Source organism: Bradyrhizobium sp. CIAT3101 (assembly GCF_029714945.1).
In the GTDB taxonomy this organism is placed as follows: Bacteria; Pseudomonadota; Alphaproteobacteria; order Rhizobiales; family Xanthobacteraceae; genus Bradyrhizobium.
The window spans coordinates 837,081-859,219 of record NZ_CP121634.1 but is presented as its reverse complement, the minus strand read 5'-3'; the positions used below and the strand labels follow the sequence as shown (position 1 = coordinate 859,219).

Below are 22,139 nucleotides of genomic sequence, written 5' to 3'. Positions count from 1 at the left end.
AAGCGCCGGATGAGGGGTTCTCACCACGCGCAAGTCTGCTCGTGAGGATAGATACCCCTCACCCGGCTCGCCGCTTCGCGTCGATCCACCCTCTCCCGCAAGGGGAGAGGGTGCACCGTCCTCGCGGCGAAACATCAAAACATCAGATTGTCCTTCACGAGCACCCAGCGACCGCCCTTGACCTGCTGCACCTGGGTGATGGTGTTGGCGAGGTGGTCGGTCTTGGAGAACTTGGTCGGCGGCGAGTTGAAGATGTCGAGGAACTTCTCACCCGACTCCAGTGAATCGAGCATCTTCTGCCCGGTGAGGTCCTTGCCCGCCTTGTCGGCGTAGAAGGCGAACGTCATCACCGCGTTGTAACCGATGATCGCCTGCGGATTGGCGTCGGTGCCGAACATCTTCTTGTAGTTGACGACCCAGTCCTTCACTTTTCCCTTGGCGGTGTCCTCATAGGGAATCTCGAACAGGCTTGCTGCGTAGAGCCCTTCGACGGCGTCCTTGCCGAGCGCCGGCACTTCGGGGACGTTGGTCGGCGAGGCACCGAGAAAGGTGACATCCCAGCCGAGCTTCTTCGCCTCGCTCATCGCGCCGATGGTCTCGCGAAGGATGGTGCCGAGCACGACGAGATCGCAGCCGTCCGACTTCATCTTGGCGACCTGCGCACTGAAGTCCGACGCACCACGCTTGTAGCTCGTGATCGAAGCAGGTTGCATCTTCATTGCGGCAAGCTGCTGGTTGAAGCCGTCGAGCACGTTCTTTCCGTACTCGTCATCCTGATACATGAGGCAAGGCTTCTGGAAGCTCTTCCACTGCACCATGTATTTCAACGCGGCGCGCGTACTCTCGACATAGGGCAGCAGATTGTTGAACTTGAGCCGCTCCTGCGGCTTCGCCGGATCGAACTTGTAAGTGAACTCGGCCGCCGTCAGCGGGAAGAGCTGGAATACACCCGCATCGAACAAAATGTCCTGGGCAGCGAGCGTCGGCGCCGATCCCATCGAGCCGATCATCGCGAAGATCTTGTCGCGCTCGACCATCTTCTGCGACGCCAGCACGCCCTTCTTGGGATCATAGCCGTTGTCCTCGAGGATCATCCTGATCTTGCGGCCCTGGACGCCGCCGGCCGCGTTGACCTCCTCGACCGCCATCTTCATGCCGTTGGAGACAGGCACGCCCCAGCCCTTGATCGGGCCAGACAGATCCTGATGGGTACCGATGACGATCTCGCTCGCCGAGACGCCTTCATTGGTGACCTTGGTTTGGGCAGCGGCCGGCAGACAGGTGAGCGCCACCGCACCCACCGCAAGGCCGAACGCTTTCAACGATCTCGACATTGACGTCTCCTCTCCTTGGGCCCGTATGACGCGAAGGGCGAGGGCCATCACCGCTTCGCTGTTTGATATGCGCATCTGCTAAGCCACCGCCCGCGCGCGATACATCGCGTCGATCTCGGCGGCATAGCGCTTGTTCACGAAATTGCGCTTCAGCTTCATGGTCGGCGTCAGTTCCTCGTCCTCCAGGGTGAGCTGGCGTTCGATCAGGTAGAATTTCTTGATGGTCTCGACGCGGGCGAAGTTCGCATTGACGCCTTCGATCTCGTGCCAGATCAGATCCTGGATCTCGCCGGCCCGGCACAGGCTGGCGTAATTGGTGAAGGGGATGTCATGGTCCTGGGCGAACTTCTCGACATTCTCCTGGTCGATCATCACGAGGCAGGTGAGATAGGGGCGCTTGTCGCCGATCACGACCGCATCCGAAATGTAGGGCGAGAACTTGAGCTGGTTCTCGATCTCCGACGGCGTGATGTTCTTGCCGCCGGAGGTGATGATGATGTCCTTCATCCGGTCGGTGATGCGGACGAACCCCTCATTGTCGATGGTGCCGACGTCGCCGGTGTGCAGCCAGCCGCTGATATCGATGGTCTCCGCCGTCTTCGCAGGCTGGTTCAGATAGCCCATGAACAGGAAGTCGCCCCTGATCAGGATCTCGCCATCGGGCGACAGCGCGACCTCGCCCCAGGGCACCGCCGTACCGACCGAGCCGAGCTTGATGCGCGCTCCGGGCATCATGGTCGCGACGCCGCAGTTCTCGGTCTGGCCGTAGACCTCGTGGATGTCGATGCCGAGCGCAAGATACCAGCGGATCAGATCCGGCGCGATTGGCGCAGCACCCGTAAAGGCGATGCGGCAACGGTCGAGCCCGATCATGCGGCGGATGTTGCGGAAGGCCAGCTGGTAAGCGACCCGGTTGGCGACACGCAACGCCGGCGACGGCGCCTTGCCCTCGATCCGGCAATCGACCATGCGATAGCCGATCTCGATGGCGCGGCGATAGACCCATTGCTGGAGCGGAGTCGCATCTTTCAGCGCGATGGTGATGGCGGAATAGAATTTTTCCCAGATGCGCGGCACCGCGAGGAACACGGTCGGCTGCACTTCGCGCAGATTGTCCGGCACGGTCTCGGGACTCTCGGCAAAGTTCATGACGGAGCCGAGCGCGACCGAGATGTAGTAGCCGCCGATGCGTTCGGCGACGTGGCACAGCGGCAGGAAAATCAGCCGGTCCTCGTCCTCGCGCGCCGGAATGAAGTCGTTGGCGTGCCGCATCTGGTGGACGACGCTGCGGTTGGCATGCATCGCGCCCTTCGGCGGGCCCGTGGTGCCGGAGGTGTAGACGAGAACGGCAAGATCGCCGGCACTGCGGCTGTTGATCATCTCCTGCCACAGCGCGTCGCGGCCGACCATGCTATTGCGACCGAGCGCGCGAAACTCGTCGAGCGACATCACCATGTCGTCGGAGAAGCCGCTGAGGCCCTCGATGTCGAACACGATGATCCGTTGCAAGTTGGGACAGCGCACCCGGCAGGCCAGGATCTTGTCGAGCTGCTCCTCGTCTTCGGCGAAGATCACCCGCGTTGCGGAATCATTGATGAGATATTCGACCTGCGCCGCGGCATCGGTTGGATAGATGCCTGACGAGACACCGCCGGCGCAGAGGATGCCCATGTCGGCGTAGATCCACTCCGGGACCGCGTTGGCGATGATGGAAGCGACGTCGCCGGGCATGAAGCCGATGGCGCGAAGGCCGTAGGCGATTTCTTTCGAGACCTGCAGCCATTCGCGCCAGCTCGTCGGCTGCCAGATGCCGAACTTCTTCTCACGGATCGCAGGCCTGTCGCCGCGCACCTCTGCTGCGCGCAAAAAGCTCCTCGCGATCGTATCAGCGACCGTCAGCACCGCCGGTCGGGCCATGCGCGTCTCCTCGTTGCCGTCCTAACGCAGTTTCTTCATCTCCAAGTTCTTGAGCAGTAAGTTCTTCATCTCCAAGTCTTCTTCTTTTTCCAACGCCGCTCGCCGCGTGCGCCTTGCTCCTTGGCGCCAAGGTAGAATTCCTGGATGTCCTGGGAATGCATCAAGCGGTCGCAGCTGTCGTTCATCACGACGCGGCCGATCTCCAGCACGTAACCATAGTGCGCCGTCTCCAGCGCCACGCGCGCATTCTGCTCGACCAGCAGGATCGACATGCCCTGCTCCTCGTTGACGCGGCGGATGATGGTGAAAATCTCCTTCACCAGGATCGGCGACAGGCCGAGCGAGGGCTCGTCGAGCAAGAGCAGCGTCGGCCGGTTCATCAGCGCGCGCCCGATCGCGAGCATCTGCTGCTCGCCACCGGAGAGCTGGCCGGCCGGCTGGTTGATACGCTCCTTCAACCGCGGGAAATAGCCGTAGACCCGCTCCAGGTCCTCCGCCACGCCGTCGCGATCGCGGCGCGGATAGGCGCCCATCATCAAATTCTCGCGCACCGAGAGGAACGGGAACACCTCGCGCCCCTCGGGCACATGGCTGAGGCCGAGCCGCACGATGCGGTCGGCCTCCATGCGCTGGATCGGCTTGCCCATGAACTCGATCGAACCCTTTTGCGGATCGAGAATGCCCGAGATGGTCTTCAGCACCGTGGTCTTGCCGGCACCGTTGGCCCCCAGCAGCGTGACGATGCGGCCGCGCGGCACCTCCAGCGAGATGCCGCGGATCGCCATGATCGGCCCGTAATAGCTCTCGATGTTGGAGAGTCTCAGGATGATGTCGGGCGCCGGGGTCGCATCCATGCATCACGCTCCCAGATACGCGGCGACGACGTCGGGATGCTGCTGCACCTCGGCCGGCGAGCCCATCGCCAGCACGCGGCCGTAGTTCAGCGCGATGACGCGGTCCGAGACGCGGCTGACCAGCGACATGTCATGCTCGACCATCAGCACGGTGACGCCGAGCTCGCTCTTCATGTCGCGGATCCAGAACGACATGTCGTCGGTCTCCTCGACGTTGAGGCCCGAGGACGGCTCGTCGAGCAGGATCAGTTTTGGTTCCGAGCACAGCGCGCGCGCCAGCTCGATCACCTTGCGTACGCCGTATGGCAGGCCCGAGATCAGCTTGTCGCGGTAAGGCTCGAGGTCAAGGAACTCGATCACCTGTTCGACCCGGCGGCGATGCACCTTCTCGTTGGCGCGCACGCTCGGCAGGAACAGCAGTTCCTGCCACAGCTGCGTGGTCGAATGGCGGTGGCGGCCGACCAGCAGGTTGGACAGCACCGTCGCGTTCTCGAACAGCTCGATGTTCTGGAAGGTGCGGGCTATGCCGAGCTTTGCGATATCGTAAGGCGGTTCTTCGGTGATGTCCTGATCCTCGAAGAAGATGCGGCCCGAGGTCGGCCGGTAGATCCGCGAGATCAGATTGAAGATCGAGCTCTTGCCGGCGCCGTTCGGCCCGATGATCGAGAGGATCTCGCCCTTCTCGACCGCGAACGACACCGCATCGACGGCCCTGAGGCCCCCGAAATGCAGCGACAGGTTTTCGGCGCGGAAATAGCTCATCGGTTCCGCTCCGACTTCACGTAGATCTTCTGCCGCTTGAAGGTCGCGCGCTTGTAGAGCGGGAATAGCTGGAAGAAGAGTTTGATCTTCAGCCAGCGGCCGTAGATGCCGAGCGGCTCGAACAGCACGAACAGCATGATGATGATGCCGTAGATCGCGCCCTTCAGCCCGTTGAGCGAGGCAAAGGCCGCGACCTTGGACTGGATGTTGGCCACAGTTGCTGCGCCCGCCCCAAAGGTCGCGGCAACACCGGCGATAATGCCGGGCATATCGTCCTTCAGATAAGTGAGGAATGGATCGATCATCACGATGAAGATCGCGCCCAGCACCGCGCCGTGCAGGCTGAAGGTGCCGCCGATCAGGATCACAATGATGAACTCGATCGAGAGCTGCAGCGTGAACATCTCCGGCGAGATGAAGGAGAGCTTGTGCGCGAACAGCACGCCGGCAAAGCCGGTGATCGCCGCCGAGATCGCAAACGATTTCACCTTGTAGAGCGCGACATTGACGCCCATGCTGCGCGCCGCCGTCTCACTGTCACGGATCGCGACGAAGGCACGGCCGGTCGGGGAGCGCAGCAGATTGAGCGTACCGACGATGGTCAGCACCAGCACCGCAAGGCAGAGGAAATAGAAGGTCGGACTGTCGCGCGAGACCGTCACGCCGAGCAGCGACACCGCCTTGATCCGCAGGCCCTCGTTGCCGTTGGTCACGCTTTCCCAGCGCGCCAGGATCTCCTCGACGATGAAGGCGAAGGAGATGGTGGCGATGACGAGATAGATGCCCTGCAGCCGCAGCGCGGGGAAGCCGACCAGTGCGCCGATGCATCCGGTCAGGACGCCGGCGGCGAGGAAGTAGACCGGGAACGGCACGTTGTATTTCTGCAAGTAGGCGGCCGTGTAGGCGCCGATCGCGAGGAACGCGGCATGCCCGAGCGAGGCCTGCCCGGTAAAGCCGGTCAGGATCATCAGTGCCACGCCGACGGTCGCATAGATGCAGACGAAGACGAGCTGGCTCATCAGATAGCTGGAGAGCACATAGGGCGCGATCAGCAGCACCGCGAGCAGCAGGCCGTATGAGACCACATAGCCGGAATGCGGGAAGAGCCTGATGTCGTCCTCATAGTCGGTCTTGAACAGGAAGCGCATGCGCTCAGACCTTCTTGCGGGCGTGAAGGCCGAACAGGCCTTCGGGCTTCAGCAGCAGCACGGCCAGCAGCACGAGGTAGGGCGCGACATCTTTCCAACCCTCGGCCAGATAGAATCCGGCCATGCTCTCGATCACGCCGATCAGCACGCCACCGACGACCGCGCCGGGGATCGAGCCGAAGCCGCCGAGCACCGCGGCCGGAAATGCCTTGAGGCCGAGCACGAGGCCGACATTGGAGTGGATGAAGGTGATCGGCGCCAGCAGCACGCCGGCGCAGGTCGCGACCGCCGCGCTGATGGCCCAGACGATCGACACCACGCGCTTGACCGGGATGCCCATGTAATAGGCCGCAAGCATGTTCTCGGAGCTGGCGCGCATCGCGGTGCCGAGCGTGGTCTTGTTGAAGAACAGCCAGAGCAGCGTGCAGAGGATGATCGTCGCGGCGATCACCGAGAGCTTGTCATGCGCGAGCACCAGCGAGCCGATGCGCAGCACGCCCTGGCTGAACGGCGTCTCGATCTTGAAATCGTCGGTGCCCCAGATCATGCCGGCGACCGAGCGCAGGAAATAGCCCAGCCCAATGGTGGCCATGATGATGGAGAACTGCGGATAGCCGAGGATCGGCCGCACCACGATCCGCTCCGCCAGCATGCCGAACAGCGCCATCGCGGCCACCGCACCGGCAAAGCCGATCCAGTAGTTCAGGCCCATCATGCCGATGAAGGTGAAGGCGAAGAAGCCGCCCAGCATCATCAGGTCGCCCTGGGCGAAATTAACGACTTCGGTGGCCTTGTAGACGAGCACGAAGCCAAGTGCGATCAGGCCGTAGACACAGCCGAGCGCAACACCGCTGACCAGCTGCTGAACGAAATCCAGCATCGCCGCGTCCTCCCGATGCAACCAGCGGTTCTTGACGACCGCCTTGCCGCATCTTGTGTCCAGCCGCTACGCAGTCGTTTCGCCGCGTGAGCCGCCATTTGTCCCGTCACCAATTCAGCCTGAACGCCCCTGCCCTGTCAACAAACGGTGACTTGCTAGGGGGCCTTGCCTTTAGTCCAAGATGGATGCCGGAATTTACGGCAGCGCGATTCACCGTGCCGAAACATCTTCGGGTCATGGTCGCGACCGATGCAAAACCGGATGGTGTGGCCGTCATGAAGCCGGACAGCTCGGCACTGGAAGTCCGAGGGTTAACGAAGCGTTTTGACCGTTTGGCGGTCGACAGCCTCGATCTCACCATCCATGCCGGCGAATTCTATGCGCTGGTCGGCCCCAACGGGGCCGGCAAGACCACCACTTTGCGCATGGTTGCAGGCCTGCTGCGGCCCGACGACGGCGGCGTCTCGATCTTCGGCATCGATGCGCTCAAGAATCCGGTCGCGGCCAAGCAGGTGATGGCGTGGGTCTCCGACGAGCCCATGATCTATGACAAGCTCACCCCGCTCGAATATCTCGAATTCGTCGCCGGCCTCTGGGGCATCGCACCGTCCACCTCAAAGCCGGTCGCCGAGGAACTCCTGAGCTCGCTCGGGCTCGAGCCGCACCGGCACGAACGCTGCGAAGGTTTCTCCAAGGGCATGCGCCAGAAAGTGGCGCTCGCCGGCGCGCTGGTGCACGATCCCCGTCTCATCATCCTCGACGAGCCGCTGACGGGCCTCGACGCCGTCTCCGCCCGCCATGTGAAGGGCCTGTTGAGCGAGCGCGTCCAGGCCGGCTGCACCATCATCATGACCACGCATATTCTCGAGGTGGCGGAACGCATGGCCGACCGCATCGGTGTGATCGCCGCGGGCCGCCTGGTCGCCGAGGGCACGCTGACCGAGTTGCGCCAGCAGAACGGCCATGGCGACACCAGCCTGGAAGACCTCTTCATCGCGTTAGTGACGCTCCAGGAAGCTGCATGAGCTCGGCGACCGCCCTGTCGTGGTTTGCCCGCCACGAGCTTCGGCTCGCCTGGCGCGAATGGTTCGCCATGATGACGGGCGGCCGGCGCCGGCGCGCCCGCGCCGCCGTGGTCGGCCTGCTGTTCTTCGCCGCGCTGCTGCATGTGCCGGCCTGGGCCGTGATCGGCCGCTTCGCCAATCTGCAACTGCCGCTCGACAAATCCTCGCTAATCGTGATCTCGGCGACGATCTTTCTCGCCTGGACCTTGATGCTGTCGCAGGCGATCGAATCCGTGACGCGGGTATTTTACGCCCGCGCCGATCTCGACCTCATCATGTCGTCACCGGCGACACTGGCCAATCTGTTCTCGGTGCGTATCGCCGCGATCGCGCTCACCGTCACGGTGATGGCGCTGTTGTTCTCGACACCCTTCATCGACGTGCTGGTGATCGGCGGCGGCGCACGGTGGCTCGCCGCCTTCGGCGTCGTCATCGCGATGGGCCTGTCGGCCGCGGCGATCGCGATTGCCGTCACCATCCTGCTGTTTCGCCTGATCGGCCCGGCGCGCACGCGCTTCGTGGCCCAGATCCTGGCCGCGATCATCGGCGCGGGCTTCGTCATCGCGCTCCAGGTCGCGGCGATCATATCCTACGGCACACTGTCGCGCTTCACCATCCTGACGTCAGGCACCCTCGCCGCCCATGCGCCCGACGTCGACAGCATCTGGTGGTGGCCCGCGCGGGCGACCATGGGCGACAGCGAGGCGCTGCTGTTGCTCCTCGCGCTCGGGCTGGTGCTGCTCGGATGCGTCATGGCGATCTTCTCGGGCCGCTTCGCCGATACCGCGATCGATGCCGCGGCCTACGGCACCTCGAACCGCAAGCGCGCGAAGGACCGTCCGTTCCGCGGCGGATCGCGGCAGCAGGCGCTGCGGCGCAAGGAATTCGTGCTGCTCTGTCGCGATCCCTGGCTGATCTCGCAGACCCTGATGCAGCTGCTCTATCTGGTGCCGCCGGCGCTGTTGCTCTGGCGCAGCTTCGGCGACAGCTCTGCCGCGCTGACGCTGATCTCGCCCGTCATCGTGATGGCCGCGGGTCAACTCGCAGGCGGGCTCGCCTGGCTGACGATCTCCGGCGAGGACGCACCCGATCTGGTCGCGACCGCGCCGCTGACGCCTGCGAGCGTCATCCGCGCCAAGATCGAGGTGGTGCTGATCGCGATCACCGTCATCTTCGGCCCGCTGGTGGTCGCGCTCGTCTTCGCCTCGCCATTCCAGGCTGCCGTCACGGCAGCTACGATCCTGATCAGCGCGGCCTCCGCCACCGCGATCCAGCTTTGGTTCCGCGTCCAGGCCCGGCGCAGCCAATTCCGCCGCCGCCAGACCTCGTCGCGGCTCGCCACCTTCGCCGAAGCTTTCTCCTCGATCGGCTGGGCCGCCACCGCCGCGCTGCTGCTCACGCTTCCGACCGCCGGCATCGTCAGCGGCCTGATCACGGCAGGCCTGGTTGCGATCACCTGGAGGTTCAGCCCGCGCAGGGAGTAAGGGTGCGACACTGACGCGCTGTTGATCGCGTCGTGTTGGCCACGCGCTGCATTGCACGCTAGACTTTCCCCTGGAAGTCATCGGGGACTGGATATGTGGCGACTAGCTTCGGCGGCGTTTGCGCTGTTCAGCGCATGTCTCTCACCTGCCCTCGCCCAGCAGCCACCTCAACGCAGCGAGTGCCTGGCGATGGCGAACGCTGCGCCCCGCGCCATGCCGGTCGCTCTCCGACAGGCGGCTGCCGCGGCCGAGGTCGAGATCACCTATGCCGGCCATTCCACCTATTTCATCGACACCCCGGGCGGCGTGCGCATCGCGACCGATTACAGCGGCGCCTACCAGGTCGGACGGCTGCCCGATGTCGCCACCATGAACCGGGCCCACAGCACGCACTATTCACTCAATCCCGACAAGCGCATTCCCCATGTGCTGCATGGCTGGGGCGAGGACGGCAAGCCCGCCATCGTGTCGGAACGCATCGGCGACACCTTCATCCGCAACGTCACGACCGATATCCGCCGCTACTTTGGTGATGATTCCGGCGCGGACATGATCCGCGACGGCAACTCGATCTTCATCTTCGAGGTCGCGGGCCTCTGCATCGGACATCTCGGCCATCTCCACCACAAGCTCGACGACAGTCATTTCGCCCAGATCGGACGGCTCGACATCGTGATGGTGCCGATCGACGGCACCTACACCATGTCGCTCGACGGTGTCTCGGAGATCACCAAGCGGCTGCGCGCCTCGGTGGTGTTGCCGATGCACCGCTTCGCCACCCCGCTCGACGAGTTCATGCAGCGCATCGGCAAGCAGTTCGAGATCGACCGCCGCACAGAACGCACCTTGCGAATCTCGCGGGACACGCTGCCGACGACGCCGACGGTGATCATCCTCGACGGGGTCTGACGCGCAATTTTCTCCAAGTCGACCGCCGACCGGTCGTGCTGATCTCCTTGGCAACAGGAGATCGACATGACCGACTTTGCGAGATTGTTGCACGCGGACGGACCCAACCCCGAGCACGCGGCGGCGCTCCAGCTCTACGGCCGCTTCGTCGGCGACTGGGATGCCGGGATCACAGCCCACGGCGCTGATGGGACCAAACACACCGCGCCCGGCGAAATCCATTTCGGCTGGGTGCTGGAGGGGCGCGCCGTCCAGGACGTCTGGATCATCCCGCGTCCCGCGGGTGCCATGGCCTTCCCGATCGCCGGCAATTGGTACGGCACGACGCTTCGCGTTTACGATCCCTCCATTTCCGCATGGCGGATTTCCTGGTTCGATCCTGGGCGCTCGGTGTTCCGTCAGCAGATCGGCCGCCCGCGCGGCGAAGACATCGTGCAGGAAGGCACGACCGAAGCCGGTGACCTCACGCGCTGGAGTTTCGTTGAAATCACGGATGATTCCTTTCACTGGCTCGGCGAAGTCAAACCCGCCACGACCGCCGATTGGCGGCTGGTGGTGGATGTGAGGGCGACGCGGCGCAAGAACTGACTCAACCGCTGCCGCGCTCGCGACGAGGGGCGCAGTTGCGCAACCCGCGCTGCTGCGTGGCAAGATCAGGTGCTAGGCTCCCACGACAAAAAACAGAGGGAGCGAATTTCGATGGCTGCAAGCGGTCTGCCCGCCAACACCAGTGGGCTATTCGTCGAACCGCGCGAGGATTGGCTCGCGCAATATCAGGAAGAGATCATCGATCCGGCGCGGCCGGTCGTCGATCCGCATCATCACCTCTGGAATCGCGGCCATCGCTATCTGATCGAGGAGATGGCTGCCGACATCGCCTCCGGCCACAACGTCATCGCTACCGTCTATGTCGACTGCCGCTCGATGTATCGTGCGCATGGACCCGAGGCGTTCCGGCCCGTCGGTGAGGTCGAGTTCGCCAATGGCGTCGCCGCGATGAGCGCGAGCGGCGGTTACGGCAACGCCGCGATCTGCGCCGGTATCGTCAGCCACGCAAACCTGCTGCTCGGCGACGCCGCAAAGCCGGTGCTGGAGGCGGAGATCGCCGCCGGTAACGGCCGCTTCCGCGGCATCCGGCATTCGTCCGCCTGGGACCAGGACCCCGTCGTCGCCGGCATGTACGCGAACCGGCCGAAGGGACTGTTGCAGGATCCGACCTTCCGCAAGGGCTTTGCCTGCCTTGCACCCCTGAACCTCAGCTTCGATGCCTGGCTGTTTCATCCACAGATCGGCGAGCTGACCGAGCTGGCGCGCGCCTTCCCCGACACCCAGATCGTGCTCGACCATTGCGGCGGACCGGCCGGCGTCGGCCGCTTTGCCGGGCGACGCGAAGAAGTGTTTCCGCAGTGGCGCACCTCGATCCAGGAGATCGCGAAATGCGAGAACGTGGTGGTGAAGCTCGGCGGGCTCGCGATGTGCCTGCTCGGCTACGACTTCCATCTGCGCGCCAAGCCGCCGTCATCCGAAGAACTAGCCTCGGCATGGAAGCCCTATGTCGAAACCTGCATCGAAGCGTTCGGGCCCAAGCGGGCGATGTTCGAAAGCAATTTCCCGCCGGACAAGGGCCAGTGCAGCTATCAGGTGATCTTCAACGCCTTCAAGCGCATCGCGGCCCCCTTGAGCGAGGCGGAGAAGACGGCGCTGTTCTCGCAAACCGCGACCGATGTCTACCGGCTTGAACTGCCGTCATGATGCGAAAGAGGGGCCGGGATGTTGGTCCCGCCCCCTCTTCCGTCGTGGCCGCTGGGAAGCGTCCTTTAAAGAGATAAAGAGACTAGCCGGCACCCATCAGGGTTGCGGGACGGCGCTCGCCGGGCGAGAGGAACATCCGCTTCAGCTTGTTGACGACGCGGACCATGAAGCCGATGACGGCCGGGTTGGTCTTGCGGCAGAAGGCGATCTTCTTGACGTGGCCCTCGACATGCCATTTGGCGTGCGCGCCATCGCGGAAGAAGATGACATCGCCGACGCCGTAGCGCTTCGGCGGCATGCCGTCGCTTTCGAGCACGATCGACCCTTCCAGGATCATGATCGTCTCGTCGAAATCATAATACCAGTTGAAGCGGCCCTCGGTGCAGGACCAGATGATGGTCGAGGAGGTGCCGTCGGAGCTGGTCGACAGGATGTGCGAGCGCGAGACCGGGTTGCCCTCGATGATCCAGGCCGGCTCGATCGGCCGCAGCTCCAGATCCACGTTGCAACTACCGATTTCAATCAACGCCCGCGACATCTGCTTCCCCAGGGGTACAATATGATTAACCGGGCTTAACCCCGGATTGTTTCCAAAGATGCTGGGAACGCTAGTAGCCGGTTTTTAATTCTTCCTTACGCAGGCCCCGACAATCAGCCGCAAGTTGCAGATGCGAAGCAGTTAACGTCGCGATTTCCCTGCAAATTCGCGCACATGAACCTATCTTTTCCGGGGTGCGACAAAGTCGCGCGGAACGACCTAGAAGGAGCCCCATTGATGCCCCTGACCCCAGAGGTTCTGACAGCCAACGGCGAGGTCGTCGCCTGGCTCGGCAGCCTCGATGTCTCCTTCGCGCCGGACGAGGAGCCCTGGTTCACGATCGACGGCGTCGAAAGCCCCCGGCAGATCGGCAGTGACGGCTCAGGCGGCGCCTTCGTGCTGCTGCCGGCTCAGAATGTGCTGTACGTCTCATCGGAGGGGCGCGCCGGCGTCATCGCCGAGAGTTTCGAGGCGTTCATCCGCCTCGTCGTCGCCCGCCCCTATTGGCTCGACATCCTGAAATTTTCCGCCGGCGGCGATCTCCAGGAAATGCGGCGCGCCGCGGATGCGCTGGAAGCGACGCTCGACGACGAGGACGACATCAACGAGGCGAGAGAGGAAATCCGCGAAAGCCTCGACCTGCCGGACGCGGACGATCCGGTCGGCGCGCTTTACGAAGCGGTCGCGGCATCCGACGCCATCGTGCGGGCCACCGACGGCAGCCCCTTCACGACACTGTTCAACCGCTTCAGCATCGACAACAACCCGATGCTGCGCGAGGCGGCGGCGTGATCTGGTGAGTTGAGGAAAGATCGTCGCCGCGAGCTTACCTCTCCCCGACGGCGAGAGGTCGGATTGCGCCTGGCGATGCGAAGCATCGTCCAGTGCTATCCGGGTGAGGGGCCGCGGCACCCAGTGAGACCAGACGCCCTCACCCGGATCGCATCTTCGATGCGACCCGACCTCTCCCTACGGGAGAGGTGAAGAGCCGCCGGGGCGCGATTCGGCCTTACTTCGCCCACTCGCCCTTGCGGAACACCGGCACCTTGCTGCCGTCGGCCAGAATGCCGTCGATGTCGGTCTCGGCCGAGCCGATCATCCAGTCGATATGGATCAGGCTCTGGTTGCCGCCCTGCGCTGCGATCTGCTGCGGCGTAAGCTGCGCGCCGTTGATGAAGCACTTCGAATAGCACTGGCCGAGCGCGATGTGGGACGCCGCATTCTCGTCGAACAGCGTATTGAAGAACAACAACCCGCTCTGCGAGATCGGGGAGGAATGCGGCACCAGCGCCACTTCGCCGAGCCGGCGTGCGCCCTCGTCGGTGTCGAGCACCTTGTTCAGCACTTCCTCGCCGCGCGAAGCCTTGGCGTCGACGATCCTGCCGTCCTCGAAGCGCACCGCGATGTTGTCGATCAGCGTGCCCTGGTAGGACAGCGGCTTCGAGCTCACGACATGGCCGTAGACCCGCCGGCAGTGCGGCGTGGTGAAAACCTCTTCGGTCGGGATGTTGGCGTTGCAGCTGATGCCATTCTTGGCGAGCGAGGCGCCGCCTTCCCACTCATGACCGTCGGCAAGCCCGATGGTGAGATCGGTGCCGGGCCCCGAATATTGCAGCGCGCGGAAACGCTGGCCGTTGAGCCAGTTGGTGCGCTCGCGCAGCACCGCATTGTGGCTCGCCCAATTGGCCGTGGCGTCCTCGCGATCGACGCGGGACGCCGCGAAGATCGCGTCCGCAAGCTTGCCGATCGCAACCTCTTCGGGATCGTCCGGAAACACCTGCTTCGCCCAGGACGGGCTCGGATAAGCGATGATGTTCCAGTTGGTGTCGAAATTGACGATCTTTTCCAGCGCCGGCTGATAGGCAATCGAATTGGCTTTGCTGGCGCGCGCGACCTTGGAAGCATCTTCGCCCGACAGCAGCATCGGATTGTCGCCGACGATGGCGAGACGCGCGGTGTTGTTCGAGAACGCCGTCGCCATGCCCTCGTAGAGCCAGTTGGCGGCGCGATCAAAGCTGTTGTCGTGGCCATGGCGATAGCGCGCCAGCGTCATCTCTTCGTCGGAGAGGATCGGCGTCACGATGCCGGCGCCCGCCTTGTAGGCGTGAACGGCGATGCGCCGCACCAGCGGCAGCGCGATCGCCGGCGCCGTCAGAAGCAGATCCTGCCCCGGCCGCAAGCCCAGTCCCACCTTCACCGCCACCTCGGCCAGCCGGTCGAGTTTCACGGGATCGATGGAAGTGGCGGAATTGCGTTGATCGGTCATGCGGGGTCCTCTGCGGGAATCTCTCGTTCAATCTAAGTCTAGCATCACGGGACACAAGTGCGCGAGCGCCTTGCGAGACCTGAAAGATACGGAGTTTTACGCAGTTTGGTTTTCAACGCGTTGCCGATTTCAGCACCCGGTCGACCATGGCCGGCGCAAGACCGAGGTAATTTTTCGGTGAAGTCAGGGCCTCGATGGTCGCGCGATCGATCTGGGTCGCGACGCGCGGATCGGCGGACAGCGCATCGGCAAGGCTGATGCCCTTCTCGTTGGCGAGCCGGCAGGCGTCGTAGACCACGTCGTGCGCATCCTGCCGCCCCATCTGCGGCGCCAGCCCCATCATGACCGCTTCGGCCACAATCAGACCCCGACTAAGGGCGAGGTTGTCGTTCATCTTCGCCTCGTCCACGATGAGGCCGGCGAGCGCGAACTTCGCCTGATGAAGCGCGCCGGCGGTCAGCACGAAGCTCTCGGGGATCGCCATCCATTCTGCGTGCCACGGACCGGTGGCTCGCTCGAAATCCTGCACCATGGCGTCGAGCATCAGTCCCGCCTGCTGGCGCACCGCCTTGCTTGCCGCGAGCATCAGCTCCGAGGAGATCGGGTTGCGCTTCTGCGGCATGGTCGAGGAGGCGCCGCGCCCCTTGACGAACGGCTCGTAGACCTCGGCGAACTCGGTCGAAGCCATGATCATGATGTCGAGCGCGATCTTGCCGAGCGAGCCGGTGACCAGCGCGAGAAAATTCACGGCTTCTGCGAAACCGTCGCGCGCGACGTGCCAGGTCGAGACGGGAATGCCGAGCTTCAGCTCGGCGCAGAGCGCCTCCTGCACCTCAAACCCCTTGTCGCCCAGCGAGGCCAGCGTGCCGGCGGCGCCGGCAAACTGCCCGACGAGAACCCGCGGCTTCAATTGCTCGAGACGCTCGGCGTGGCGGTCGAACATCGCGAGCCAGATCGCCGTCTTGTAGCCGAAGGTCACCGGCAGCGCCTGCTGGAGATGGGTGCGGCCGGCCATCGGCGTGTCGCGATGACGCTGCGAGAGGCCGGCGAGAATTTTTCGCAGCTCGGCGATATCGCGTTCGACGATCCCGAAAGCGGCGCGCAACTGAAGGACCACGGCGGTGTCCATGATGTCCTGCGTGGTCGCGCCCCAATGCACGTAGCGGCCGGCCTCGCCGCACTGCTTCACCATCTGATGCACCAAAGGGAGGATCGGATAGCCGACGATGTCGGTCTCCTGCCGCAACAGATCGAAATCAAACGCTGTGACATCGGTCCGTGCCGCGATCTGGTCAGCGGCTTCCTGCGGGATCACGCCGCATCGCGCCTCCGCCTTCGCCAGCGCCACTTCGACCTCGGCATAGCGCGCCACCAGCGCGACATCGGAAAACACCTCGCGCATCGCAGGCGTGCCGAAGGCATCGCGAAACAGCATGGAGTCGAGCACGGTGGTCGAGGCGGGAAAAGCGGGCATGGGCGTTTCTTTGCGGCTGTTGTGATGTGTGGGAGGCAGCTTACGCGGGCGGTGGTGTTCGGCAATGGACATTCATCGTTCGTCGTGCGAACGATGGCTTCGCCGTCGCGCTGCAGAACCTCAGCTCCGTCATCCTGAGGTGCGAGGCGCGCGATGCGAAGCAGCGTGCGCAGAGCCTCGAAGGATGCACGGCCGCGATACAGCCGGGCCGTCTATCCTTCGAGGCCTCCGCTACGCTTCGGCGCCTCCAGCGACAATGGCGTAGCCATTGCGCGGGGATGACGGTGATAAATTCCTGTCCAAATTTTAATTCAGCGCGCTGCTCTCGCTGCACTATCACTTGTTGCGCGGCGCGAGAGCCGCCGCATGGCGAGGAGAGCACAATGTTGAAATCGTTTCGCTTCGTTGCTGGCGGTTGTCTGCTGGCGAGCCTGTCGGCCGCGACATCGACCGCGGCGTCGGCGGCGCCGATCGGACAGCCGCTTGCGATGACGCAGGCTGCGCCAGATCAGGTCGAACACGTGCGCTGGTACGGGCATCGCGGCTGGGGCTGGGGCGGCGGCGCGTTCGTCGGCGGGCTTGCGGCCGGCGCGATCATCGGCGGCGCAGTCGCGGCGCCTTACTATTACGGCTCACCTTATTATTACGGGCCGGGCTATGGGCCGCCGCCCGCCGGCTATGGGCCACCGCCCGAGGGCGACGTGCAGTACTGCATGCAGCGCTACAAATCCTACAATCCGAATACGGGCATGTATCTGGGCAACGACGGCAGGCGCCATCCCTGCCCATGACGATCCATGCGGCGGCATCCGGGTATCGCCCGGACGCCGCGACAATCTGACCAAAGCCGCAACATTCTAATTCGAGTTGTATTCCTCCGCGCAATTCACATGGCAGCCATCCGGCGGCTGCAATGAACCGGGCCGACCTTACGGCGGACTTACAGACTTCACGGCGAAATCCATTTTGATTTCATCATTGCCTGAAGTCATTGTGAGGCCCGAGTTTCCGACGTGCAGTTTCTGTTCCGGGACCACCTTCTCGATACCGACTTGCGCGAGCTGAGCCGCGAGCAGGTTCCCGTGTCCGTGGAACCGCAGGTTTTCGACCTCGTCGTCCATCTCATGGAAAACCGCGACCGGGTCGTCAGCAAGGACGAGCTGATCGACAAGATCTGGCACGGCCGCAGCGTCTCCGAATCGACCCTGACCAGCCGGATCAATGCCGCGCGCAAGGCGATCGGCGACAGTGGCGCGAACCAGACCTTGATCCGCACGATCGCGCGAAAAGGCTTTCGTTTCGTCGGCAATGTCGAGACCAAGTCCGGGGCGGCGACGATGGAACCGCGCCGCAGCGTCACAACGTCGCACGCGACGCCTGCGCCGCCCGACCGCCCCGCGATCGCCGTGCTGCCCTTCACCAATATGAGTGGCGACCGCGAGCAGGATTATTTCTCCGACGGCATCAGCGAAGACATCATCACTGCTTTGTCGAAGCTGCGCTGGTTCTTCGTCGTCGCCCGGAACTCCTCCTTCGTCTACAAGGGCCGCGCCGTGCATCTCCACGAGATCGCGCGCGAGCTCGGCGTACGCTACGTGCTCGAGGGCAGCGTACGACGCAGCGGCGACCGCGTGCGCATCTCGGCCCAGCTCAACGACGTCTCGACCGGCGGCCATCTCTGGGCCGAGCGCTACGACCGCGAGCTTGCCGACATCTTTGCCGTGCAGGACGAGATCACCGAAGCCATCGTCGCCGCGATCGAGCCGCAGCTCTACGCCGCCGAAAACTTTCGCGCCCAGCAGAAGCCGCCGGGCAGTCTCGATGCCTGGGACTTCGTGATGCGCGCGCTGTCGCATTACTGGCACATCACGCGCGAGGACAATGCATCGGCGCAGGCGCTGCTGGAGCAGGCGATCGCCATCGACCCCGCCTATGGCAAGGCGCTGGGCCTGCTCGCCACCAGCCACATTTTTGGTGCGCATATGGGCTGGGCCGATATGGCCGCGACTGTCCCGGTGGCCGAGCGCGCGGCGCTTGCCGCGGTCGAGGCCGATCGCGACGACGCCTGGGCCCATCACGGCCTGGCCTATACCTATCTGTTCCGCCGCCGTTTCGACGACGCGCTGGCGGAGTTCGAGCTGGCCTTGAAGCTCAATCCGAATTTCGCGATGGCGCACGCCTTCTACGGCGTCACGCTGTGCTACGCGGGACGATGGCAGGACGGCGATGCGGCTGCACGCCGCGCGCTGCAGCTCAGCCCGCGCGACCCGCTCGCGGCGATCTATTGCGGCGTTGCCGGCTACGCCCAGTTCATCGGGCGCAATTACGAGGACGCCATGCATATGGCGCGCGAATCGATGCGGCAGCGCGCCGATTTCGTCGGTGCGCATCGCGTGCTCACGGCGGCCGCCGGCATGTCTGGCGACCCCGCACTTGCCGCCGCAGCGCTGGAAGGATTGCGGCGCACCCAGCCCGGCATCTCGCTTGCCTGGATCACACAGGAGCTGCCGATGCTGCGCGAAGAGGACCGCGCGCATTATCTCGAAGGATTTCGGCGCGCGGGAATGAGGTAGAGCCGCATTGTCGGTGCACCCTCTCCCCTTGTGGGAGAGGGTGGATTCGATGCGTAGCATCGAAGCCGGGTGAGGGGTCTCTGTCCTCACGAGCGATCTCGCAAGCGGAAAGAACCCCTCATCCGGCGCTTCGCGCCACCTTCTCCCGCAAGGGGAGAAGGAAGAGCAGAGCACATTACTCCTGCATCATCTCGCCGCTACCACCGAACTCGGCGGGAAAATCCTTCAGCTTGGGCAGGCCGTCGCGCATCGGCAGCACCGTCTCGGAATAATTGACGTGGACGCCAGGCGTGAAGCCGAGCGTCGGTATCGTGGCGGTGAAGACGTCGATCAGATCGAGCGGCGGGTGATTGGTCATGAGATGACCGCCGCACTTCCCGCAATATTTGCGCTGGCTGAGCGGCGTCTTGACGAAGGTCTCGACGTTCTGCGCGCCTTCGGTGATGCGCACGGCTTCCGGCTTCCACAGGCTGAAAGCGTTGACCGGTCCGCCCGACCACGACCGGCAGGAGCGGCAATGGCAATAGCCCATCGCCGCCGGTTCGCCCGTGACCTCGATCGTGACCGCGCCGCAGAAGCAGTGTCCGACATGTTTCATCTTGATCGTCTCCTGAGATGGAAATTGGGATTGAAATCCTTGAGTTGCAAATCAAGTTCCGCCGCGCGTCCTCCGATTGGCGGACGCGCGACGGAGCGCGCGGCGGCTAGACTGACCGGCGCCAGGGAATAAGCATCGACACCCGTTGTTTGTACTGCCGGTATTCGTCGCCGAAGAGATCGATGAGATCGTGCTCCTCCAGCGCGATGCCGACGAAGATGTAGGCCGTGGTCACGGCCGCAAACAGCAGATGGCCTGCGGTCATGGTCGGAGCCGCCCAGAAGGCGATGATGAAGCCGAGATAGATCGGATGACGGACGAATTTGTAGAGCAACGGCGTCTTGAATCGCGGCGGCGCAGCCTCCTTGCCGACGAGATGGTTGGTCACCTGATTCAATCCGAACAATTCGAAGTGATTGATGATGAAGGTCGAGGTGAACACCAGCACCCAGCCCGCGAAGGACAGCGTGACCAGCGTCACGGCAAGATCCGGATTGGTGACGTCCCATATGACCGACGGCAACGGACGCCACTGCCAGAACAGGAGAAGCAATGACAGGCTCGCGAACAGCACGTAGGTCGAGCGCTCGACCGGCTTGGGGACGAATTGCGTCCACCATGCCTTGAAGCGCTGCCGCGCCATCACGCTGTGTTGAACGGCGAACAGCGTCATCAGCAACAGATTGATGATCACGGCTTCGACCGTCGGCGTGTCGGGCCCGGTGTCGATGGCTTTCGGCACCACCAGCCCCATCACAAAGCCGATCGCGTAGACAATCGTAACGAAAAAAACGAGATACGCCGCAATTCCGTAAAGAAAGGCGATGAACTTGAAAAAGCGTGAGCCCGCAATCTCCGGGCTAATGGAATGCACCTGATGATCGAGTTGGGTCATAGAAAGCTCCGTTGTGCCGAGGCATCGGCACTGTTTGGTCTCTGCACCATGCCGGACCGGACGGCGGAAGACTTTCGCGGACGGTTGATTTTCGCCTGAGACGACTTTGATTTTTGCTTGAGACGACAGAAACGTGCGATTTCTCTTTGAAAACAATGTGCTCGATGGCGACCTGCGCGAACTGACCTGCGCCGGGACGACCGTGCCGCTGCAGCCGCAGGTGTTCGATCTCCTGCTTTACCTCGTCGCGGAACGCGCCCGCGTCGTCACCAAGGACGATCTGATCAGCCAGATCTGGAGCGACCGGATCGTCTCGGATTCGGCGTTGAACAGCCGGATCAACGCCGCGCGCAAGGCACTCGGCGACGACGGCGCGACGCAGCGGCTGATCAAGACGATTCCGCGCAAGGGTTTTCGTTTCGTCGGCGACGTCCGGGAAGAAGCGGCAGCAAAGCCTGCGCCGGCCGAGGCCGCGCCGGGTTCCCCGCGGGTGGCGACCGACCGTCCGGGCATCGCGGTGCTCGCCTTCGAGAACATGAGCGGCGATCCCTCCCAGGAGTATTTCGGCGACGGGATCAGCGAGGACATCCTGACCGCGCTGTCGAAGCAGCGCTGGTTCATCGTGATCGCCCGCAACTCGTCCTTCACCTACAAGGGGCGCGCGGTCCACCTCAGGCAGATCGCCGAGGAGCTGGGCGTCCGCTACATCGTCGAAGGCAGCGTGCGCAAGGTGGATAACCGCGTGCGGATCACCGCGCAGCTCAACGACGCCACCACCGGCGGCCATCTCTGGGCCGAGCGCTACGACCGCGAGCTGGTCGACGTCTTCGCCGTGCAGGACGAGATCACCGAGCGAATCGTCGCGGCGATCGAACCACAGATCCATGCCGCGGAGAATTTTCGCACGCATCGCAAGCCGCCATCGAGCCTGGATGCCTGGGACCTGCTGATGCAGGCGCTGTCGCACTACTGGCGGATCACGCCGCAAGACCACGCCGCGGCGCAGAAGCTGCTCGAGCGCGCGATCGCGATCGATCCGGATTACGGCCAGGCGCTGGCGGTCCTCGCGGCAAGCCACATGTTCGGCGTGCATCTGGGCTGGGCCGAGCTCGCCACGACGGCACCGATCGCGGAGAACGCCGCGCTCGCCGCGATGCGCTGCGACCATGAAAATGCCTGGGCTCATGCCGCCCTCGGCAGCGTCTGTTTCTCGACGAGCCGGCTTGCGGATGCACTGTCCGAGTTCGAGCAGGCGCTCGCGCTCAATCCAAACTTCTCGCTGGCGCAGGGCTATTACGCGCTGGCCCTATCCTATGCCGGACGCCCCGGCGATTCGTTCGAGGCGGCGCAAAAGGCGATCAGGCTCTCGCCGCGCGATCCGTCGCTGGCGATCTATTACGGCATCGCCGGCTATGCGCGCTTCACCGAGCGGCAGTATGACGAGGCCATCGCGCTGGCGCGCGAGGCGATCCGCCATCGCGGCGATCTCACCGGCGCCTATCGCGTGCTCGCCGTCTCCGCCGGCATGACCGGTGACGGCGCGCTTGCGGACATGGCGCTGGGCGAGCTTCGCCGCACCCAGCCCAATATCTCGCTGGACTGGATCGCAACGCAGCTGCCCTGGGCCAATGACGCGGACCGCGAGCACTATCTGGAAGGATTTCGGCGCGCAGGGCTGCAGTAATCCAGCG

Annotated in this window: 20 protein-coding genes; 9 read left to right on the top strand and 11 right to left on the bottom strand. The window is 63.8% G+C overall.

Annotated features, from left to right (window positions below):
• Positions 1-134: 134 nt before the first annotated feature.
• From QA645_RS03885 to QA645_RS03860, 6 genes are all read right to left on the bottom strand, one after another.
• A complete protein-coding gene (locus QA645_RS03885; RefSeq protein WP_283048305.1) occupies positions 135-1,334 on the bottom strand; it encodes an ABC transporter substrate-binding protein in 1,200 nt (399 codons plus the stop codon).
• A 78-nt stretch (positions 1,335-1,412) separates the two neighbouring features.
• Entirely contained in the window at positions 1,413-3,251 is a 1,839-nt protein-coding gene (locus tag QA645_RS03880; RefSeq protein ID WP_283048304.1) for an AMP-dependent synthetase/ligase, read from the bottom strand.
• 65 nt (positions 3,252-3,316) lie between these two features.
• The gene (locus QA645_RS03875) at positions 3,317-4,105 is read right to left on the bottom strand and encodes an ABC transporter ATP-binding protein (protein WP_254134814.1); all 789 of its coding nucleotides are present in this window, start codon (positions 4,103-4,105) and stop codon (positions 3,317-3,319) included.
• A 3-nt stretch (positions 4,106-4,108) separates the two neighbouring features.
• Positions 4,109-4,867 carry an ABC transporter ATP-binding protein gene (locus tag QA645_RS03870; protein WP_254134815.1) on the bottom strand — a complete coding sequence of 253 codons (759 nt, stop codon included), beginning with the start codon at positions 4,865-4,867 and terminating at the stop codon, positions 4,109-4,111.
• Positions 4,864-6,015, bottom strand: a complete 1,152-nt coding sequence (locus QA645_RS03865) for a branched-chain amino acid ABC transporter permease (RefSeq protein WP_283048300.1) — start codon at positions 6,013-6,015, stop codon at positions 4,864-4,866. Before QA645_RS03865 ends, QA645_RS03870 begins: the two co-directional genes overlap by 4 nt.
• 4 nt (positions 6,016-6,019) lie before the next feature.
• Positions 6,020-6,895 (bottom strand): branched-chain amino acid ABC transporter permease, encoded by an 876-nt coding sequence (locus QA645_RS03860; RefSeq protein WP_254134817.1) that lies wholly within the window; start codon positions 6,893-6,895, stop codon positions 6,020-6,022.
• A 275-nt stretch (positions 6,896-7,170) separates the two neighbouring features.
• On the opposite strand from QA645_RS03860, the gene QA645_RS03855 reads away from it, so the two are divergent.
• From QA645_RS03855 to QA645_RS03835, 5 genes are all read left to right on the top strand, one after another.
• Positions 7,171-7,920 (top strand): ABC transporter ATP-binding protein, encoded by a 750-nt coding sequence (locus QA645_RS03855; RefSeq protein WP_254196345.1) that lies wholly within the window; start codon positions 7,171-7,173, stop codon positions 7,918-7,920.
• Complete coding sequence (locus QA645_RS03850) at positions 7,917-9,443, top strand: permease (protein WP_283048298.1); 1,527 nt, start codon at positions 7,917-7,919, stop codon at positions 9,441-9,443. The genes QA645_RS03855 and QA645_RS03850 overlap by 4 nt, the downstream gene beginning before the upstream one ends.
• Positions 9,444-9,536: 93 nt before the next feature.
• Entirely contained in the window at positions 9,537-10,352 is an 816-nt protein-coding gene (locus QA645_RS03845; RefSeq protein ID WP_283048296.1) for an MBL fold metallo-hydrolase, read from the top strand.
• Between the two features lie 66 nt (positions 10,353-10,418).
• Positions 10,419-10,940, top strand: coding sequence for a hypothetical protein (locus QA645_RS03840; protein ID WP_283048294.1), 522 nt, complete (start codon positions 10,419-10,421; stop codon positions 10,938-10,940).
• Between the two features lie 111 nt (positions 10,941-11,051).
• Complete coding sequence (locus QA645_RS03835; RefSeq protein WP_283048292.1) at positions 11,052-12,104, top strand: amidohydrolase family protein; 1,053 nt, start codon at positions 11,052-11,054, stop codon at positions 12,102-12,104.
• Positions 12,105-12,186: 82 nt separating this feature from the next.
• Here the strand turns inward: QA645_RS03835 and QA645_RS03830 are convergent, their stop codons facing one another.
• Positions 12,187-12,642: a cupin domain-containing protein gene (locus tag QA645_RS03830; protein WP_254134822.1), complete on the bottom strand. Its 456-nt coding sequence runs from the start codon at positions 12,640-12,642 to the stop codon at positions 12,187-12,189.
• A gap of 237 nt (positions 12,643-12,879) precedes the next feature.
• Between QA645_RS03830 and QA645_RS03825 the strand changes: the two genes are divergently transcribed.
• Positions 12,880-13,434 (top strand): hypothetical protein, encoded by a 555-nt coding sequence (locus QA645_RS03825; RefSeq protein WP_283048290.1) that lies wholly within the window; start codon positions 12,880-12,882, stop codon positions 13,432-13,434.
• 217 nt (positions 13,435-13,651) lie between these two features.
• Here QA645_RS03825 and QA645_RS03820 read toward each other — a convergent pair whose 3' ends face one another.
• The gene (locus QA645_RS03820; protein ID WP_254134824.1) at positions 13,652-14,908 is read right to left on the bottom strand and encodes an aminopeptidase; all 1,257 of its coding nucleotides are present in this window, start codon (positions 14,906-14,908) and stop codon (positions 13,652-13,654) included.
• A gap of 112 nt (positions 14,909-15,020) precedes the next feature.
• Positions 15,021-16,382, bottom strand: a complete 1,362-nt coding sequence (gene pcaB / locus QA645_RS03815) for a 3-carboxy-cis,cis-muconate cycloisomerase (RefSeq protein WP_283048289.1) — start codon at positions 16,380-16,382, stop codon at positions 15,021-15,023.
• Between the two features lie 383 nt (positions 16,383-16,765).
• On the opposite strand from pcaB, the gene QA645_RS03810 reads away from it, so the two are divergent.
• Positions 16,766-17,173 (top strand): BA14K family protein, encoded by a 408-nt coding sequence (locus QA645_RS03810; RefSeq protein WP_254134826.1) that lies wholly within the window; start codon positions 16,766-16,768, stop codon positions 17,171-17,173.
• Between the two features lie 222 nt (positions 17,174-17,395).
• Positions 17,396-18,955 carry a winged helix-turn-helix domain-containing protein gene (locus tag QA645_RS03805; RefSeq protein ID WP_254134827.1) on the top strand — a complete coding sequence of 520 codons (1,560 nt, stop codon included), beginning with the start codon at positions 17,396-17,398 and terminating at the stop codon, positions 18,953-18,955.
• Positions 18,956-19,130: 175 nt separating this feature from the next.
• Here QA645_RS03805 and QA645_RS03800 read toward each other — a convergent pair whose 3' ends face one another.
• Both QA645_RS03800 and mddA read right to left on the bottom strand, forming a co-directional pair.
• Positions 19,131-19,553, bottom strand: coding sequence for a GFA family protein (locus QA645_RS03800; protein WP_254195894.1), 423 nt, complete (start codon positions 19,551-19,553; stop codon positions 19,131-19,133).
• A gap of 106 nt (positions 19,554-19,659) precedes the next feature.
• Positions 19,660-20,448: a methanethiol S-methyltransferase gene (gene mddA, locus QA645_RS03795; protein ID WP_283048287.1), complete on the bottom strand. Its 789-nt coding sequence runs from the start codon at positions 20,446-20,448 to the stop codon at positions 19,660-19,662.
• Between the two features lie 133 nt (positions 20,449-20,581).
• Here mddA and QA645_RS03790 point away from each other — a divergent pair, with 133 nt between their 5' ends.
• Positions 20,582-22,132 (top strand): winged helix-turn-helix domain-containing tetratricopeptide repeat protein, encoded by a 1,551-nt coding sequence (locus QA645_RS03790; RefSeq protein WP_283048285.1) that lies wholly within the window; start codon positions 20,582-20,584, stop codon positions 22,130-22,132.
• The last annotated feature ends 7 nt before the right edge of the window (positions 22,133-22,139 follow it).